The organism is Lactiplantibacillus daoliensis, from assembly GCF_005405005.1.
Lineage (GTDB): Bacteria > Bacillota > Bacilli > Lactobacillales > Lactobacillaceae > Lactiplantibacillus > Lactiplantibacillus daoliensis.
Genome location: NZ_BJDH01000005.1, coordinates 44900 through 64681, shown reverse-complemented (window position 1 = coordinate 64681; position 19782 = coordinate 44900). Strand labels below are relative to the sequence as shown.

General features: G+C 44.4%; 15 protein-coding genes and 1 tRNA gene. 6 read left to right on the top strand and 10 right to left on the bottom strand.

The window, feature by feature from the left end:
• Nucleotides 1-114: 114 nt before the first annotated feature.
• The 3 genes from FFM64_RS07480 to FFM64_RS07470 all read left to right on the top strand — a co-directional run bounded on the left by FFM64_RS07480 (nt 115) and on the right by FFM64_RS07470 (nt 2479).
• The gene (locus FFM64_RS07480) at nt 115-1617 is read left to right on the top strand and encodes an aminotransferase-like domain-containing protein (protein ID WP_137607391.1); all 1503 of its coding nucleotides are present in this window, start codon (nt 115-117) and stop codon (nt 1615-1617) included.
• Nucleotides 1580-1951 (top strand): nuclear transport factor 2 family protein, encoded by a 372-nt coding sequence (locus tag FFM64_RS07475; protein WP_137607390.1) that lies wholly within the window; start codon nt 1580-1582, stop codon nt 1949-1951. Before FFM64_RS07480 ends, FFM64_RS07475 begins: the two co-directional genes overlap by 38 nt.
• Nucleotides 1952-2014: 63 nt before the next feature.
• Nucleotides 2015-2479 carry a VOC family protein gene (locus FFM64_RS07470; RefSeq protein ID WP_137607389.1) on the top strand — a complete coding sequence of 155 codons (465 nt, stop codon included), beginning with the start codon at nt 2015-2017 and terminating at the stop codon, nt 2477-2479.
• 85 nt (nt 2480-2564) lie between these two features.
• Here the strand turns inward: FFM64_RS07470 and FFM64_RS07465 are convergent, their stop codons facing one another.
• The 9 genes from FFM64_RS07465 to FFM64_RS07425 form a co-directional block, all read right to left on the bottom strand.
• Complete coding sequence (locus FFM64_RS07465; protein ID WP_137607388.1) at nt 2565-4559, bottom strand: ABC transporter ATP-binding protein/permease; 1995 nt, start codon at nt 4557-4559, stop codon at nt 2565-2567.
• Nucleotides 4560-4813: 254 nt separating this feature from the next.
• On the bottom strand, nt 4814-5884 hold the full coding sequence (locus FFM64_RS07460; protein ID WP_137607387.1) for a hypothetical protein: 1071 nt from the start codon (nt 5882-5884) through the stop codon (nt 4814-4816).
• 137 nt (nt 5885-6021) lie between these two features.
• The gene (gene argS, locus FFM64_RS07455; RefSeq protein WP_137607386.1) at nt 6022-7710 is read right to left on the bottom strand and encodes an arginine--tRNA ligase; all 1689 of its coding nucleotides are present in this window, start codon (nt 7708-7710) and stop codon (nt 6022-6024) included.
• 321 nt (nt 7711-8031) lie between these two features.
• Nucleotides 8032-8877, bottom strand: coding sequence for a hypothetical protein (locus tag FFM64_RS07450; RefSeq protein WP_137607385.1), 846 nt, complete (start codon nt 8875-8877; stop codon nt 8032-8034).
• Between the two features lie 190 nt (nt 8878-9067).
• Nucleotides 9068-11311, bottom strand: a complete 2244-nt coding sequence (locus FFM64_RS07445) for an ATP-binding cassette domain-containing protein (protein WP_137607384.1) — start codon at nt 11309-11311, stop codon at nt 9068-9070.
• Between the two features lie 161 nt (nt 11312-11472).
• Entirely contained in the window at nt 11473-11919 is a 447-nt protein-coding gene (locus FFM64_RS07440; RefSeq protein WP_137607383.1) for a GNAT family N-acetyltransferase, read from the bottom strand.
• A 76-nt stretch (nt 11920-11995) separates the two neighbouring features.
• Nucleotides 11996-12066, bottom strand: a tRNA-Gly gene (locus FFM64_RS07435).
• Between the two features lie 61 nt (nt 12067-12127).
• A complete protein-coding gene (locus FFM64_RS07430; RefSeq protein WP_137607382.1) occupies nt 12128-12373 on the bottom strand; it encodes a DUF2187 domain-containing protein in 246 nt (81 codons plus the stop codon).
• 71 nt (nt 12374-12444) lie between these two features.
• Nucleotides 12445-13836 carry an MATE family efflux transporter gene (locus tag FFM64_RS07425; protein WP_171000331.1) on the bottom strand — a complete coding sequence of 464 codons (1392 nt, stop codon included), beginning with the start codon at nt 13834-13836 and terminating at the stop codon, nt 12445-12447.
• Between the two features lie 738 nt (nt 13837-14574).
• On the opposite strand from FFM64_RS07425, the gene metE reads away from it, so the two are divergent.
• The 3 genes from metE (at nt 14575) to FFM64_RS07410 (ending at nt 19178) form a co-directional block, all read left to right on the top strand.
• Nucleotides 14575-16881: a 5-methyltetrahydropteroyltriglutamate--homocysteine S-methyltransferase gene (gene metE / locus FFM64_RS07420; protein ID WP_137607381.1), complete on the top strand. Its 2307-nt coding sequence runs from the start codon at nt 14575-14577 to the stop codon at nt 16879-16881.
• A gap of 11 nt (nt 16882-16892) precedes the next feature.
• On the top strand, nt 16893-18749 hold the full coding sequence (locus FFM64_RS07415; RefSeq protein ID WP_137607380.1) for a bifunctional homocysteine S-methyltransferase/methylenetetrahydrofolate reductase: 1857 nt from the start codon (nt 16893-16895) through the stop codon (nt 18747-18749).
• A gap of 69 nt (nt 18750-18818) precedes the next feature.
• Complete coding sequence (locus FFM64_RS07410; RefSeq protein WP_137607379.1) at nt 18819-19178, top strand: DUF1516 family protein; 360 nt, start codon at nt 18819-18821, stop codon at nt 19176-19178.
• Nucleotides 19179-19204: 26 nt separating this feature from the next.
• Here the strand turns inward: FFM64_RS07410 and FFM64_RS07405 are convergent, their stop codons facing one another.
• Entirely contained in the window at nt 19205-19666 is a 462-nt protein-coding gene (locus tag FFM64_RS07405) for a GtrA family protein (protein ID WP_223876933.1), read from the bottom strand.
• Nucleotides 19667-19782: the final 116 nt, after the last annotated feature.

Below are 19782 nucleotides of genomic sequence, written 5' to 3'. Positions count from 1 at the left end.
ATAAATTAATATCACTTGACTGGCTTTAAATCATGAGATGATTATAATGGAATCAAGATTAATTGTCCCCAACCAATTCAGACTTTTTCAACCAACCATTTAGGAGGGTTACAGATGACCGAACTCAAAATTGACTGGCATCCCGATAAAACAGCGGCGACACCAATCTATCAACAAATTACCAATTATTTTCAACAAGCCATTGCTAGTGGTGACTGGCCAATGGGTGCTAAACTTCCGGCCCAACGCAAGCTAGCCGCGCAATTTGGCGTGAATCGTAGTACCCTGATCACTGCCCTTGACGAGTTAATCGCCGTTGGTTTGATTACGAGCAACCAAGGCTCTGGAATGATGGTTTCTGGGAATCATTGGTCGAGTTTACTCGCTGAGCATGTCAATTGGGCTCAATATGTGCATGCCGGGCAGTTCAAGCCCAATACTCACGCGATTCAAAAAATCAATCAATTTGAAACTGACGATGTGATTCGGTTGAGCACTGGAGAACCTGCCCCAGAACAGTTTCCGCGTCGCCTATTTCAAAAAGCCTTTGCTAAACTGGGCGCTAACTTGACTAGCCTTAACTATACCGAGCCAGCTGGTATCCTAGCACTGCGGTCTCAAATCGCCCGACACCTAGCAAAGGTCGGTATTCAGACCCAACCAGAAAATATCTTAATTACCTCTGGCTCATTGCAGGCACTGCAACTCGTCTCGGTATCACTTTTTCCAAAAAATGCGACGATCTATACCGAAGCACCAACTTATGTCAAGTCGTTGCAGGTCTTTCAATCAGCCAACACCCACTTGTCTGGTGTTCCCATGGATAATCAAGGAATGGCCTACTGGCAATTAACGCCCCCAGCCGCCGATTCACAAGCAATCATGTATACCATTCCGACCTTTAACAACCCGACTGGAATTGTCATGAGCGCTGAACGCCGTCAACAAGTTTTGGCCTACGCACAAGAACATCAAATGCCAATTTTGGAGGACGCCGCCTATCAGGATGTTTGGTTCGAAGAACAGCCACCACAACCACTCAAAGCACTGGACACGACAGGTAACGTCATTTATTTTGGCAGCATCTCTAAATCATTAGCCCCCGGCCTTCGACTTGGCTGGACCGTTGCGTCAAAGCCCGTGATCGACCGCTTAACGGATGTGCGCATGCAAACTGACTACGGTGCCAGTTCGCTTTCCCAACTCGTCTTAGCAGAAATTCTAGCTGATCCTGATTATGAGACTTATCAAGCTAATTTTCGGGCGGTCTTGGCTAAAAAAGCTGCGGCTGCGCAAGCCATTTTGCAAAAGTACTGGGGTCACGGCATTGCGACCTGGCAAGCGCCGACTGGTGGTTTCTACCTTTGGATACGTCTGGCAGACCAGATCAACATTCCAAAATTATTCGATATGGCAACCGCACAAAATGTCTTATTTAACCCTGGCAACATTTATGATTTTCGACCGAACCAATTTATTCGGTTGAGTTTTTCTTATGAATCGACCGTACGTTTTGAGCGTGGCATTCGAATTCTCACACAATTAATTGAACAAAACTTTCCGGTAGGAGGCAAAACTGATGTCACCAAACGAACACCTGATTCGTCAGTATTTTAATTGTTGGCTCACCAGGGACTTTCCAGCACTGACAACCTTCTTTACAGCTGATTGTGCCTATCGCGAATGTTACGGTGCAACTTATGAGGGACTTACCGAAATCCAGCCGTGGATCGACCATCAACTGACCGTCCAAACAGTGTTGGCTTGGGATATTCAACGAATTTTGCCCGTTAATGACCACTGTGTCGTGGTAACGTGGTTTTTTAAGGCTAAGACACAAACGATCTCTGCCTTTGACGGTGTTTCAGTAATTGATTTTAATGCTGGAAAAATTGCCAAGCTAACTGAATACGAAACCAAGCACCGGACTTATCGACCTTACGCGCGCTAATCCTTGTATTCGTTTTCAATTTCCGCTACACTATTTAAAAATCGATACCATTGGAGGATTCTAATGAATAAAATTGTCCCAAGTCTCTGGTTTGCTGACAACAATTGTGAAGCAGCCATCAATTACTATGTTGACGTTTTTCCAAACGCCTCAATCGACTCGATTACCCGTTATCCCGACAGTCAGCTTGACGACCATTTCGCTGGCATGACTGGGAAAGTCCTGACCGCCGTTTTCACACTAAATGGTCAAAAGTTCACGGCCTTAGATGGCGGTCCCGTTTTTAGAATCAATGAGGCCGTCTCGTTCACCATCGAATGTGCCGATCAAACTGAAATTGACTATTATTGGGATAAGCTCTCACATGTTCCTGAAGCGGAACAATGTGGCTGGGTTAAAGATCAATTTGGGGTTTCGTGGCAAATTGTTCCTGAAAATATGGCTGAATTAACACAAACACCCGGACAAATACAAGCGATGATGAAAATGAAAAAGATTGATATCGCGGCGTTAGTTGCGACGAAATAGACTCAAAAGAAGACCATGTATCGCCAAGTTGGTAGGTACATGGTTTTCTTTTGAGTCTATTTGACTAACACAATCTTCAAAAAAACTATTCGGTTGCTAACGCGGTAATTGGATTCAATCGTGCGGCGCGACGAGCAGGTAGAATGGCTGCTAACCAGGCAATCACCAGCGCAATTATAAAAATACTCATCACATTAGTGGCTTTGATCTGAACTAAATTATAACCGGCAATACGGTAAAGGACGTGATTTAACCAAAAACCAAGCCCGTAAGCTAGTCCAGTTGCTAACGTGGCGCTGAACACGCCGAGCATCAACGCTTCACTCGTAAATAATCGCCGAATATCACGCCGACTCTCCCCCAGTGACCGTAAAATTCCAATCTCTTTCATCCGCGCGCTGACAGACATAAACATCGTGACGATAATCATCAAGGCGGAAACTAAGAGTGAAATCCCAGCAATTGCTGCCAAAATAGCCGTTGCCAAGTTGACATAGGTGTTCACATTAGTCAGCGCTGATGAAATGCTGGTCGCGGCAAATTGTTGTTTGCCACCAGTCTTCACATGATTAATTGCGCTAACAACGTCTTCATTTTGCTTGCGCCCATTGATACGGACGGTGACAAAAGTTGGCTGGGTCGTAACTTTGGCGGCTGCGCGCATCGACTGCATCGTCGCATAATTGACCGCATTTAGTCCCTCGCCAGTGGGCGAATCAGCAATTCCAGCAACTGTTAGCTGCCGTTGAACGGTGACTAACTGATTTTGACTATTCAACGTCTGATAAGCCACATTGACTTTTTGACCAAGTAAGCTCCGCCAATCTTTTGGAGACCATTTCTGCGCAACCGATCGTTTATCAAGCACAATCTGGTTATCACCCGCAACATGCCCTGCTTTTAACGTTGAAACTTGCTCCGTACTCGTCCAAGTCGTCAACTGTGGCGCGGAATAACTCGTCTTACCAATCGTAATCATTGCATCGCTCGCCGCAATTCCAGGCTCCACCTTCACCACATGAGCGAGTTCTCGAAGGGCTGTGACCTGACCCACAGAAAAAGTCGGCATGTGGGCAGCCACACTCCCTGCTTCACCGGGATCGGCTTGAGCTGCGAACTGTTCTTCTTGGGCCTTCGCACTATTCACATAGCGCATAACCGTAATCGACTGCGGATCAACAATTGAATTAATTTGATGATTGATATAACCCTTTAATCCATTACCCAAGCCATTGAAAAGCATCACCGCAAATAAGCCAATCGCGGTTCCTAATACAATCAGCGTGTTCCAACTCCAGGTATGCCGTAAATGTTTAAAAGCAGTCGTCATTGAAATTCGCCACGGTAACGGCCGCGCTAATAACTTCGTGCGTTGCGACTTGGTCGGCTTTGACACCGCCTGAATCACCTGGTCGTCCGTTATTTTGCCATCCGTTAACTGAACAATCCGCGTCCCTGCCTGAGCGACCGTTTCTGAGTGCGTCACACAAATGACCAAACGGCCGTTAGCAGCAATCCTTTTCAAAATAGCTAAAACTTCAATGGTATTCTGCGCATCCAAAGCACCGGTTGGTTCATCCGCGATAATAATTTGCGGATCACTCGCCAACGCCCGTGCGATCGCAACCCGCTGCTTTTGCCCACCAGAAAGCTGACTGGGATATTTTTTTAGCTGATCCGTTAGTCCGACTTGATTAAGTAATCCTCGCGCCCGTTTCATTCTGGCCTGATGTGAAAGCTTGGTCATATCAAGCGACAACATGACGTTATCTAAAACGGTCAAATGACTAATTAAATTATAGGCTTGATAAATATAACCGACCGTTTCACGGCGATACCGATCAAGTTGGCGGTCATGATGATGATCCAACACCTTGCCTTGCACACTCACTGTCCCGTCAAAATCACGGTCGAGTCCACCAATGATGTTCATTAACGTGGATTTACCGCCACCTGATTCCCCCAGAATCGTGACAAACTCACCCAGTTCAAAGGTTAAATCAATCCCTTTTAAGACTGGATAGGCTGTTTTACCGATATAATAAGATTTATGAATGTCATTTAATGCTAAATAGCTCATATTCACGCCCCCACCAAATTACGGACTAACCCAACTTATCGTCAGCTTAGCACCCAACCGCTAAAAAGTGGTTGGCGACGTTTTAGTCTTGAAAGTTGCCAAACAAAAAAGCCCACATTGCGTGAGCTTGGGTTATCACATCATCTGTTTAGCCTTAATCTGACACGATTGGAACGTCTATTTTGGCTAAAAAAGCTCGGAAACATTGAGTTAATTTCCGAGCTACGATTGTGAGTGTCGTCAAAATTGATCTGTTAAAAAGTAATCTCATAATCAAACTGAACTTTTTTATAATAATCGAGTTCAATAAAATCTGTCGGTCGAACTTCACCAGGTGCTTTGTCAAAATACGCCACGCCAGCTAATTTCAACATCGTATAGACAAACTGTGAGCAGAACATAATGTTGGGTCGATAAGAGTGTTTTGCGACTAGTCCGACCATATTATAAGCACTGCCTTCACGGTTAATTTCGGCAATTTTGTCAATCATGGCTTGTTTCTGAGAGCGGGTGACCGGCAAGCGGTAGACTAAGACCGATGCATCTGGTTTCTGATGAAAGAAGGCCAAGTTCTCGGCATTCATCCCCGGTGGATAAACATTGTCGCCACCGTTGTAACTCAGAATCGTCGCCAAATCGTGATCAAATGCTAACGACACATGATTGTACTGTTTTTGAGTAAAAGACGAGATAATTTCACTCGCAGGACTCCCAGTATTGGAAACCACGATATAGACACCTTCATCAACTAACGTGGCCGTTGCATCTTCAAAATAGGCCGGTGTTAGCGTTCCGTGGTTAATATAGCGGGTGGCACTATGCCGTGGTAAATCGTTCAGGACAGTTTTCAAGTGGTCCATCGACATACTCTGCGACATTTTTGACATTTGTCGCAAACTCTTTTTAACCCGATCCCGGTTGCGTCGTAGTTCTGCAAAGCTAATGGCACTAACATCTGCGGCGGATGGCATATAAAAATCGTCTTGATGCTGTACAATCACAAACCGTTCCACCAACAATGGTAATAATAGCAGTGCTAACGCCACTAGCTTAGTTGGATAATATAACGCCGTCCAACCGCGCATTGGAAATAATACCATGGCATTAAACACTAACTGAAACACCATCACACCGATATAAGCAGCACTCAGCCCTAACTTGACCTGCCGTTGTGAATTCGTGAGCCACGTGCGCACGATCAGGCCGCCAGCGAGACCCACACTCACCAAAGTCATCAGCGGCATCTTAGCAAAGACATATAATAACCCTAATAGCGCTACGACAATCCCCCGATTAACCTTAACTCGATGCAAAATATCGTTCATCGTTTCATCGCGTCGCTTTCCTATTACTCTCCAGGCAATTACACCAAGGTGATTCAACTATACGTAAGCGATTGCAACCTGTCAACTCAAAAAAAGCGACCTCGTCAGTTAAGACCAAGTCGCTCTAATTTAATGACCTACATTTCGTCAGGTGCTTTAACCCCTAACAAACGTAATGCTTCCTTCAAGACGATGCTGACACTCTTAACCAAAGCTAAACGAGCGTTCAACTCATCATCTTCAACTAAAATCTTGGTATTTCCATAATACTTGTTGAAAGCCTTTGCTAAATGAATGGCATACTTCGCGATCACTGATGGTTCGTATTCGTCACTAGCTCGAACAATCGTTGCTGGGAATTCGCTCAATAACTTCAAGGTGTCCCAAGCAGCTGGATCACTCAATTGATGACCGTCAGCAGCTAAGTCTGGGTTGCCAGCCTTACGCAAGATACTTTCGGCTCTGGCATGGGCATATTGTACGTAAGGCCCAGTCTCACCTTCGAAGCGCACCACTTCTTCCAGGTTGAAGTCAAAACTATTCATCCGTTCGTTCTTCAAATCATGGAAGACTACCGCGCCAATCCCAACGGCATCAGCAACCGTATCTTTGTTGGCTAGATCAGGGTTTTTTTGATCAATTTGTTGATGAGCTAAAGCAACCGCGTCATCTAACACCTTGTCCAACAAAATAACCCGGCCACTCCGAGTCGACAACTTCTTACCATTAGACGTGATCAAACCAAATGGAATATGATGAATTTCATCGGCCCAGTCAAAGCCCATCTCAGTTAAAACAGCCTTGAGTTGCTTGAAATGGTTAGTTTGTTCGTTGCCAACCACGTACAAGGATTGGACGAAATCATACGTCCGTTTCCGATAAACCGCAGCCGCTAAGTCACGGGTAATATACAACGTTGCGCCATCAGATTTTTTGATCAAAGCAGGATTCAAGTCATACTTGCTTAAATCAACAACTTCGGCTCCTTGGCTTTCGTGTAACAAGTTCTTTGATTCCAAGATGTCCACAATTTCAGCCATCTTATCATTATAAAAGGCTTCCCCTTTAAAGGAATCGAATTCAATATCTAATCGTTTGTAAATCTTCTTGAACGCCTTCAATGATTCTGAACGGAACCATTTCCATAATGCTAAGGCTTCTTCGTCGCCGTCTTCCAATTTTTTGAACCAGTCGCGCGCTTCATCGTCCATTTCTGGATGATCGACATCTTCTTTATGGAAACGAACGTAATACTTCAATAGATTGTTGATGGGGTCAGCCTTGACTTCAGCTTCGCTCCCCCACATTTTGTAGGCAGTGATCAACTTACCAAATTGAGTGCCCCAATCGCCTAAATGGTTGATTTTTACGGGCTTGTAATCAATTTTTGTCAAAATATTAGCTAATGAATTTCCAATCACGGTTGAGCGCAAATGCCCCATGGAAATTGGCTTGGCAATATTAGGTGAAGACATATCAATTGGCACTTGACCGGCATTGCCCAATTTGGCATCACCAAAATGCGCATCATTCGTGATTACTTGTGCCAAGATATCGGCTGAAAAATCAGCTTTTTTGAAGAAGAAGTTGACGTAAGGTCCCATCGCAACGACTTTTTCAAAGTTTGTCTGATCAATTTTTTCAACCACGTCACCGGCAATCATTTGTGGTGCTTTGTGCATAATTTTGGCTAACGTAAACGTTGGAAAAGCTAAGTCGCCTTGTTTTGACGTCTTTGGTTGTTCAATTTTGGCTAAGATATCTGCCATTTCTAACTCTGGCAAGGCTGGTGCTAAAGCATCTGCCACTTGTTGTTTGTAATCCATATTTTCCTCCTGAATTTTTTTCATGTGGTCACTGGACAAAAAAAGTCCCCTACATAGTCCTAAAACCTGTAAGAGACGAGAATTCCCGCGGTACCACTCTAATTGATATAATATCCACTTATTATTTATCTGGTTGTCTTCAAAAGCGCGCTTCACTCAGTTGACTGATCTGGCTTCCATCTTCCCAGACTCGCTTAACAGGTTAACTGACTTACTATTCTTTCTCATTAGACGAATTTTTTAACAAGCGTTAGTATAACAGAATTCATGCCTTTTGACTAGTCATGCGCAGGTGATAACTCATTCGTACCACGATGCCGATCAATCTCGGTATGCTTGGCGAGTGACTTCATCAACACCATGCAATGTAATTTGATGAGACAACCATGCCATACCTTGCCAAAAAAAGCCAGTGGTCTCAACTTGAACCTGCATGGACAACAACTTCGGATATGGGACAGCTTCGATCCCATTAAAATAATGACCATTTTCCCCCACCTGATCTGGCCGAAAAATAACCGGCGTCCACGCCGAAAAGGTCGATGGCGTGTGTCGAACGACCAAATAGGCGGTTGAGACCAGTTCGGCTTGACTGGTCTGCATCGTTTCAACGGTATTGCGCAATCGGCTAAGACACTCATCCACAGAATGTGGTGTTTTATCACTTAACGTCATACCCATTTCTTGCCTGTTTTCCGGACTCTCGGCAGCAACTAAAATTTCGGACCAGTCATAAAACCGTCTGATTTTAGTCGCAATTTCTAACTGTCCTGTTGTCAGCGTACAAAACTGATTGCCATTTTCTGCGAACGGATCAGACAACGGCGACCACGAAGTATTATATTTGACCGTCTGGTGTTGCGTGATCACTGTTATATCGACAATATCTTCGTATTCTTGCAACCGTTCGATGTCCTTAGCAGGAATCTGATCAATTGCTAACTTCAATTGAAAGCCTGCCAGACAAGGTTCTTCCGTGACCAATTTTTCCGGAACAATCGTCAACTCTTGTACAGCCGTTCCTGAGATTAAAATAACTTCTACATTTTCAAAACCAATTTTAAGTGCCACAATTGGTGATGGGTCAACAGTTGATCCCACCATTTTGAGTTGTTGTACCACAGTCTGCATCTCTTCTTGGGGTAAAACTTGGGTTGTTTTGGTCATCAGTTATCCTCCTCTAAACGATCATCAGTAATTATTTTCAGTCTACTGCTTTCCCCGGTTAGTTCAACCAATCGCGGCTACAAAAAATCGTTTTAAGCATATGCCTAAAACGATTTTGTAAAACTATTTTACTAATCACTACCGACTGAAGCATTTTAAATTATCGACAACCTTAGCTGCTCTGCAACAATCACAAATACCTACTTGTGACCGAATTCTGAACGGCCTTGATGCCAGCAACCAGGCCCTCGTACAAGACTTCGCCACCATTTTCACCGCCATCTGGGCCAATATCGATCAGCCAGTCAGCGCTTCGCATGATGTCCAGATTATGTTCAATCACAATCACTGTATTGCCACGATCAACTAAATCATTAATAATCCCGATAATTAACTCAATATCAGATGGATGTAACCCTGTTGTTGGCTCATCCAAAATGTACAACTGACCACGATGGGTCAACTCTTTGGCAATTTTCAACCGTTGGCCTTCACCACCAGATAATGTGCTGAGTGGTTGTCCCAATGTAATGTAAGCCAACCCTACCGTTTGGAGATGTGCCAATTTAGTCGCAATCTTCGTGCCTTTAAAGAAGTCCAGCGCATCTTCAATTGACAGTGCCATAATTTCTTGAATATTTTTACCTTGATAATGGTACTTCAAAACGGCCAAGTCAAAACGGCCACCATGGCAAAGTGGACAAGTAATGGTCGCATTTTCCATAAATGACAAGTTCAACTCTAAGACACCCTTACCACCACACTTAGGACAAGCACCCTTCGAGTTAGCACTAAACAAACTATCACTCACGTCATTCGCAGTTGCTAATAACTTGCGGATCTCACTCAATACCCCAAGGTAAGTCGCTGCGTTTGAACGGCTATTCGTGTGTAAGCCAGTCTGAGTAATCTGAATCGCTTCTAGGTGTTCGTGGGCAAAGACCTGCTCAACCAACGTGCTTTTTCCAGAACCGGCAACACCAGTAACCACAGTAAACAACCCTTTGGGAATCTTTAAGACTGCCGACTTTAAGTTATGCAGCTCACTTGGCTGGCTAACTAAAAAATCGTTGGGCTGACGTGGACTCTCCTTAATCGGCAAGTGACGATTAAGATATTGCCCGGTTAACGTGTCAGATTCAAGCAACGCCGCATAAGTTCCGGTAAACGTGACTTCACCACCATGCACCCCTGCCTTGGGGCCCATATCCACAATGAAATCGGCCACTTTTATCACGTCTGGATCATGTTCAACAACGAGCACCGTATTGCCATTATCGCGCAACTTTAGTAACAACTCATTTAAGCGATGCACATCCCGTGGATGTAGGCCAGTACTGGGTTCATCCAGAATATAGAGCAAGTCGGTCAAAGAATTCGATAAATATTTGACCGTTTTAACCCGCTGGGACTCCCCACCTGAAAGTGTCGTTGTCTCACGAGTCAAGCTTAAGTAGTCTAACCCGATACCAATTAAGCCAGCCACACGTGCTTGAACTTCCGCTACCAAATTAGCCATGGCTGGTGCGGTAAAATCAGTTAAAGCTTTTTGCAAATCAGTAAGTTGCATATCGGTCAAGTCGAAAATATTGTAACCATTGATTTTAGCAGCTAATACCTCGGGACGATAGCGCTGACCGTTACAATCCGGACAAGGTGCCATAATGGCAAATTTCTGAATTCGTTTACGAGCGCTCTCACTGACACCCTTACCGACTTTCAAATTCTGACGGTAAAAGCCTTGCTCGACCCCTTCAAAGTTGACATCCAACACCGAATTTTTATACTGTACTGTCACTTTCTTCTCACCATTTAAAAGGTGTGCCAGTTCGTCGGCTTCATAGTCAACAATCGGCTTGTCCATATCAAACCAATCAGTCGCAGCCAACACCTTGAACATAAAGGTGGTTTTACCATAACCAGGTAACTGAATTGCTCCGGCATTTAACGACTTGCTTTGATCAAGAATAGCGGCACGATTGACAACGTATGTCTGACCGATGCCTTCGCAGGTTGGACACATTCCCGTGGGTGAATTAAATGAAAATGCATCACTACCAGTTCCGTATTGTGGCTTGGCAAACCGTGAGTACAGAATCCGTAAAATCGAATTAATATCCGTGACAGTTCCTAAGGTTGAACGAGCATTGCCACCGATTGGTTTTTGATCAATCACGATGGCCGTCGACAAATGATGAACTTCATCGACGTCTGGCCGGTGATATTTTGGCAAATAAAGTCTGGTAAAAGCATCATAGGTGCTGTTCAACTGTCGACCAGCTTCCTGGGCGATGGTGTCAAAAACGATTGATGACTTGCCAGAGCCAGAAACACCAGTAAAAACCGTCAGCTTATTTTTAGGAATACGTAGACTCACATTCTTAAGATTATTTTCACGATCATTCACAATTTCAATGAAATCAGGATTAGACATGACAGATCCTCCTCGTAGTAATCTTCAACGACAAAACGAATTCAAATATAGCATAATTAACACGTTTTACAAAACAAGATGACTCCTTATTCATCCAGTGGCTAAAGCGCTGCCAAAAGTGAAGCTAAAAAAAGGCTCGCCAACAATGACGAGTCCAATATTTAGAACTTAAGTACCATATCCTGATGTGGAATACCATCTTCCAGATACACTGACGAAACCGGTGTGAAACCGAATGACCGATAGAAACGATCCAAGTAGTGTTGTGCTTGAATGTTAATTTGGTTCGTTGCCGGCCATAACTGCCGAATTCCTTGAATCGCATGCCGAATAAGGTCCTGACCATTCCCATTACCACGCGCCGCAGCACTCACCACAATCCGTCCAAAACGTGCTTGATTATTTGATTCTCGCATCAATCGTGCATACGCAACCAACTGTCCCTGCTCATTTGTGCCCAGCAAATGAGTAGCGGTTAAGTCAGTGTCGTCAACATCTTGGTAGGCACAATTTTGCTCGACCACAAAAATTTGCACCCGCAATTTGTAAATTGCCTGTAGTTGCCGTGGTGTTAAATCATCAATTTCAGCTGTTTTGAAAATTAGCATGAGACCCCTCCTAAAAATTTGCATAAAAAAACTAGTTACCTGATATTCAAGTAACTAGCGACCGATTTGGTGTTTAAGCGGGTGACGAGAATCGGACTCGCGACTCAAGCTTGGGAAGCTTGTATTTTACCACTAAACTACACCCGCATTGACAACAGAAAATAGTATAGCATATATTTTCTGCCTTGTCATCGCTAAATTTTAAAATTTATGCTTCTGGTTCTGGAACTTCTACGGGCGCTGGCGCTGCTTTAATCATCTTGGCATCCGCCTTACGGACCACCGCACGATGATTGTATTCATTAACAATTGGTTCATCAGATTTCGTGAATTCTTTGATTAAGATCAAGACTGAGTTTTCATATACTTTTTCAATTTCACCTTTAAAATCATGTTCAAGTGAAGCAAACTTTTTACCTTGGACGTAATCGCCAATTTTAAATTCTACCGTCATTAGAAAGCTCCTTCTTATTCAAATTGATAACAAATATTATCAAATAACCGCCTTAGTTGCAAGCCAAAGTTTTAATTTTTTACAGAAGTTTCGACTACTGGCGTGACTGTTTCCTGATTATGCCGCTCAGAACGAGCCAAATGACGTAATTCGTGCACCGCTTTAATATAAGCAGGCAATAGGACTGCACACGAACCGAGCCAAGCCAACGGTTCAGATGAACAAGCCCCGGTGTACCCGAATAGTCGCACCATGATTAATGCCGCAAACACCCGCATGAATAATTCAGCCGCGCCTGCCAAAGTTGGAATTGCGCTTCGTCCTAACCCTTGCAAAGTATTTCGCATGATGAACAACATTGAGAGCAAGATATACGTACTCCCAATCACATTAAAATAAGTTTGTGACAAGTTCAAGACTGCCATGTCTTGATGGCCAACGAATAGTCCAACGAGTTGCTTTCCCCAGATGATTTCAATCAAACCAGCTGCGACACTGAAACTACCAGACAGCCACATCGTCTGTTTGACCCCTTTGACGATACGATCATATTGATGGGCCCCAAAGTTTTGGGCTGCAAAAGTTGCCATCGTGACACCAAAGGACATGAGTGGCTGGGTTGCGACCTGATCAATCTTTTGTGCCGCGGTCGTCGCGGCCACCGAATTTGTCCCGAGACTGTTTAAAGCGGCTTGCAATACAATGGTCCCAATCGCAATAATCGACATTTGAAAGGCCATCGGCAACCCAACTTTTAAGTGGGCATTGACTTCTGGACGACGTAATTTGAAGTGCCGCCGACCAATATGCAAAATTGGAACCCGAACAATGATATAAACGACACACATCAATGTCGCAATTAATTGTGCCAAGATGGTTGCCCAACCAGCACCGGCAATCCCCCAGTGAAAACTAAGGATAAACAGCAATTCTAGGCCGATGTTAATCAACGAACTTACAATCAAAAACCACAATGGTGTCCGACTATCCCCGAGCGCACGAATGATATTTGATAGCAAGTTAAACGCAATCGGCGCTAACATGCCACCCAACATGATTTGTAAGAAGGTTCGTGCATCGTTAATAATATCCTTGGGTGTCTGCATTAAAATGAGAATATGGTCGACAAAGATTAAAGAAATAATGGTTAGAATAATCCCGACAATTAAACTAATCACAATACTGATTGCAAAACTGCGCCGCACACCTTTAAAATCTTTAGCACCATAATGCTGCGCAGTTAAAATTGACAAGCCAGCCGTTAATCCTTGTGCGAAGCCAATAATTAAGAACTGCACGCTCCCAGTTGAGCCAACTGCTGCTAAGGCTTTGACACCTAACGTCTGCCCAACAATTAATGTGTCTGATAAGCTATAAAATTGCTGAAAAATATTTCCGATAAGTAATGGAATCGTAAACCAAAAAATTAGTTTTAACGGTTTCCCCTTCGTTAAATCATTCATTTTTACGCTCCTTTCATTGATTAAGATTGTTACTCGGTAACCGTTTTCTTTCCCGCCAGCACTCAAGCAAACTTTGTTAGTATAACAACTTTACCCGAGCAATACTAGTCATTTATCTCAAAATATAAAAGTATTTGTTTTAGCGAAATTTTGATCAAATTTACTGCCAATTATGACCAGCCTTTTTCAATTAAATTCGCGGACTGTCAGTCAAAACTAAATTGGCCGATTGAACTTGGGTTCAAAAAATTAATTAACTGATAACAAATTCTTTTCGGATTGACTTGATTAAGATCAACATTACAGCTGGCACGACTTGACACCGATTTTCACAAACAATTAAATTAATTTAAGATGATAAATTGCCAAATTAAATGAGAATTTGATTTGACGTCGACAAAAATCGGTGGTACCTTCTAAGCAATCATAAAAATAACGACAACGTCTCGACGAGGAAAGTAAGTCTTGTCAGCTACCAAGTGAGCTTGGACCAGTGTGAACCAAGCGAGTGTGACATTACCGAAAAATGGCCTCTAAACGGCACCACTGAGCAAACGCCAGGTGATGACAGCCAGCTACTGTTAACCAGCTACCGTATGACATGTACGGGATAAGATCAATATTGCGAGGTATTGATAAACTAAGGTGGTACCACGAACGGCAACTTCGTCCTTTTCAGGCGAAGTTGTCGTTTTTTTGTCGTTGCAGTTAACCTTTCAAAATTAAGGAGTGGTCAGTATGACAGTAATCAGCAGTAACTTAGGGTATCCCCGTTTAGGCGAACATCGCGAATGGAAACATCTATTGGAACATTATTGGCAACACCGTTTAACTGACGATGAGTTTCATGCTAATGCCAAAAAATTACGGCTCGCTAACTTAAAAAAGGAACAGAATCTTGGCGTTGATGTCATCCCGGTTGCTGATAATTCAGACTACGACCATGTGCTGGATACTTTGGCTGCGTTTGGCGCCGTGCCAGCACGCTTTGGTCACTTTGATCACGCGCTGAGTTTATCCGACTATTACGCCATTGCTCGCGGCACCAAGACGGCCGTCGCGGCAGAAATGACGAAATGGTTCAATATTAATTATCACTACATCGTTCCAGAATTTGACGAAGTTAGTTTTAAATTGTTAGACAATCGCTGGTTACGCTATTACCAAGAAGCCAAAGCTGAGCTCGGTATTGATGGTAAACCAGTTATTTTAGGCCCGGTTTCCTTCTTGAAGCTTGGTAAACGCCATGGTGAGTATTTAGATGACGTGGCTTTGACTGAACTTTTACCCCAACTCTTGCCACTTTACGAACAAGTTTTCCAAGAACTGGCAGCCGCCGGAGCAAAATGGGTGCAACTTGATGAACCCACCCTGGTCAAGACGACAGCTTCTGCTGAACTCGCACCTTACCGCACGGCATTGACCCAGTTGCATCAAGCTGTTCCAGAACTAAATATTGAACTCCAAACTTATTTTGACAGTTTGGATCTATATGATGAAATCGTTCAGTTTCCGGTCCAGGCAATCGGGTTAGACTTAATTCACGACCATGGCGAAAACTTGGCACATTTACAAAATAGTGGCTTTCCAGCCGATAAAATTTTGGCTGCCGGCATCATTGACGGCCACAATATCTGGGCCAGTGACTTGACGAAAAAATGCCAATTAGTGCAAACTTTACAACAGATTGCGGCACCGGATCATCTCTGGTTACAGCCTGCAAACTCGTTATTACATGTGCCAATTACCACCGCCAATGAAACCAAGGCCGATCCAGTCTTGCTGGGTGGTCTGGCCTTTGCTGACCAAAAGTTACAAGAGTTAGCCGTATTGACTAAGGCTGCCAATCAAGGAATTCAAGCGGTCCAAGCTGACTTTGACCGAAACCAAGCCAACCTCAAAGCGCTGAATCATTCCAGTCATCGTAACAATCAGGCTGTCCGCGCCGCTGAAGCAGCGTTGCCAACGCAAACTTTTGAGCGTCAAGCCCCATTTGCGACTCGTATCAAGTTACAACACGACCGTTTGCACTTGCCATTACTGCCAACAACCACGATTGGGAGCTTTCCTCAAAGCGCAACTGTGCGGGCAAAACGTGCGGCTTGGCGTAAAGGTAAGCTTGCTGATGCCGACTACCAAGCCTTTCTCAAGGCGGAGACCAAGCGTTGGATTGCCTTACAAAACGATCTTGGCTTGGATGTCTTAGTTCACGGTGAATTCGAGCGGACCGACATGGTTGAATATTTTGGGCAAAAATTAACCGGTTTTTATGCGACACAAAATGGCTGGGTCCAATCTTACGGTTCCCGTGGTGTTCGACCACCCGTCATCTTTGGGGATGTTGCCTATACCAAGCCAATCACCGTTGCAGAATCTGTTTACGCCCAAAGCTTGACCAATAAGCCGGTCAAAGGGATGTTGACGGCACCATTAACGATTATCAACTGGAGTTTCGTGCGCGATGACATTTCAAAGGCACAAGTTCAAAATCAAATCGCGCTCGCGTTACGCCAAGAAGTCCAAAATCTAGAAAAGGCGGGCATTAAAATCATTCAAGTGGACGAACCAGCCTTGCGTGAAGGCCTGCCGCTGAAGCAACGACATTGGCAAGCCTACCTCGATGAAGCCGTCTATTCCTTTAAAATCACAACCACGGGTGTCGCCAATGACACTCAAATTCACACACATATGTGCTATTCGAATTTTAGCGATATCATCGATACCATCAAGGCCCTCGACGCTGATGTCATTTCAATTGAAACGTCTCGTAGCCACGGCGAATTGATTTCCGCTTTTGAACAGAATGGCTATGATCAAGAAATTGGTCTCGGGGTCTATGACATCCACAGCCCACGAGTCCCAAGCGTTGCCGAAATCGAAGCTAATATCCAACGCGCATTACGCGTCATCGATCCGCGTCAATTTTGGATCAACCCAGATTGTGGTCTCAAAACTCGTCAAGAGCCGGAAACTTTAGCCGCGTTGAAAAACATGGTGGCGGCTCGTGATGCCATCCAAGCCCAGCTCAGTACCCCAACGCGTTAGGAGATGTCACTATGGATTTACGACAAGCTTTACAACAACGGGTCTTAGTCGCAGACGGTGCCATGGGAACACTCTTATATGGAAACTATGGTATCTCCTCGGCCTTCGAAAATTTAAATTTAACCCATCCAGATACAATTTTACGCGTGCACGAGTCCTACATTAGTGCCGGTGCTGATGTGATTCAAACCAACACCTACGCTGCCAATCGGCTTAAATTAACCCGCTACGATTTGCAAGACCAAGTCGCAGCCATCAATCAAGCTGCAGTTAAACTTGCCGCACAGGCCCGCGCGCGCGCTGATCATCCGGTTTACATCTTAGGAACTATCGGCGGACTCGCTGGTGACACTGATCAAACCGTTTTGCAGGCAACAACTACCGAAATTGCCGCCAGCTTGACCGAACAGTTGACGGCACTATTGGCGACGGGCCAACTCGATGGGATTCTATTGGAAACTTATTATGACTTGCCAGAGCTGTTAGCGGCCTTAAAATTAGTCAAAGCACAGACTGACTTGCCAGTTATGACAAATGTGTCGATGTTAGCACCAGGCGTTCTCAGGGATGGGACGACCTTTGCAGCTGCCGTCACCCAGTTAGCGGCAGCCGGTGCTGACGTGGTCGGTACCAATTGTCGGCTCGGCCCCTACTATCTGGCACAGTCCTTTGAAAATCTTGCAGTTCCGGCTGATGTCAAATTGGCCGTTTACCCCAATTCAGGCTTACCCGGTACCGATCAAGATGGCCAGGTCGTTTATGATGGTGAACCCAGTTACTTCGAAGAATACGCAGAACGATTTCGCCAATTAGGCTTAAACCTGATTGGTGGTTGCTGCGGTACCACACCGATGCATACCGCGGCGCTCGTGCGTGGCTTAAACAGTCGCACAATCGTCGCCCACGCTGGGCAAACTAGTGTCCCTGAGACGACCCAACTTGCCCCGACGATTGGTCGCCATACCTTTTTACAAAAAGTTGCGACGCAAAAAACAGCTTTAGTCGAACTCGACCCACCGAAAGATTTTGCAACTACTAAATTTTTCAAAGGCGCTCAACGCTTGAAGGCTGCTGGGGTTGACGGGATTACCTTGTCAGACAACTCCCTCGCTACCGTACGAATTGCGAACGCGACGATTGCCGCCGAATTGAAATTGACCTATGGCATTACACCCATCGTGCATCTGACCACCCGCGATCATAACTTGATTGGCTTGCAATCCGAAATCATGGGACTACACAGTCTTGGTATCGAAGATATTCTCGCCGTGACTGGTGATCCGGCAAAATTAGGTGACTTCCCTGGGGCCACCTCGGTCGGCGATGTCCGTTCAGTGGAACTGATCAAATTGATCAAACAATTTAATAGTGGCATTGGACCTACCGGCAAGTCCTTAAAACAAGCCACCGATTTTCGGGTGGCAGGTGCCTTTAACCCAAATGCCTATCGAACCAATGTTTCCACTAAGTCGATTGAACGTAAAATAAGTTATGGTTGTGATTACATCATTACCCAACCGGTATTCGACCTTGCAAACGTGGCTGCCCTAGCCGATGCCTTAGCTACTAATCAGGTTGACATTCCAGTTTTCGTTGGCGTGATGCCATTAGTTTCCAAACGCAACGCTGAATTTTTGCACCACGAAGTTCATGGCATCCGGCTACCAAAGACGGTCCTTGATCGAATGGCACAGGCAGAAATCGATGGCAACGAACGCGCAGTTGGTATTCAAATTGCCAAAGAACTCATCGATGGGATCTGTGACCGTTTTAATGGCGTGCACATCGTGACACCATTTAATCGCTTTAAAACTGTGCTTGAACTGGTCAATTACGTTCAGGCAAAGAATTTAACTCGAACCAAATAAAAACTTAACGCCCCCGGGCAACACTTTCATGCTAAAATTAGACTCGAAGTGTTGAACGGAGGCGTTTTAATGATTTTAAGTATCCATCTTGGTAGTTGGCTCTGGCTCCTTGTCATGGTCATCGCGGGTCTAACGAGACATTCTGTCAAAGCGACGAACCGCTATCTGATTCTAAGTCGCATCGGTTATCTACTATTAATTATTAGTGGTGTGTATCTCAGCACCAAAACTTTTGGCGCTGCTTGGGCGCTCACCCTGCTTAAAGCAGTACTCGGTATCGGCACGATCGGCCTGATTGAAATTGCCTTTGCCCGTAAACAAGAAAGTCGGTTGAGTCCGCAATTGATTATGCTATTGGTTGCGGGTATCGTCTTAACAGTGATTTGTGGCTTCGGCTTACACTATTTGTTAGCTGGTCACTTGTTCTAAAAAAGCGTCTGGCAAATTGCCAAACGCTAATCGTTCCGATTACTTAATCGTTTCATAATATTACGCCGCATCCGCATTTTTTGGTTATGTTCCATGAAGATGAGCCGCGACGTCCCATAGTTAAAAATTCCGACCAAAACTTGATCAATAATTTTAACGAGCATCGGTGCCCAGAACAAGACTGAAATACCGAGAAACATTAAGAAAGTATCAAATAGATATGAGAGTCCCCGTGTTAACATGAATCCGGCGAACTCTTGGCACCAATGCCATAAATTTTTTGATTTAGATCGAAAGACCACCGTTTTATTGGCGTAAAAGCTGAATAACGTCGCTAACACCCATGCAATCGTATTTGAGAACAAATAATGTTCCAATAAAACCGAATGCAAGAGCCAGAAAGCAAGGATATTCACTAATGCGGCAATAAAGCCAAAAATTGCATATTTCCAAAAATATCGGTACCGCCGGTAAATTTTTATCAACACCTGCACCGTTTTCGCCGCCGTTTCTTCTAATTTATAAATAACCAAAAGTCATTTAAGAAACATCATAACTCATTTAAGTGGTCGCTGACAAGCGCAATATTGGCGTTACATCTAGC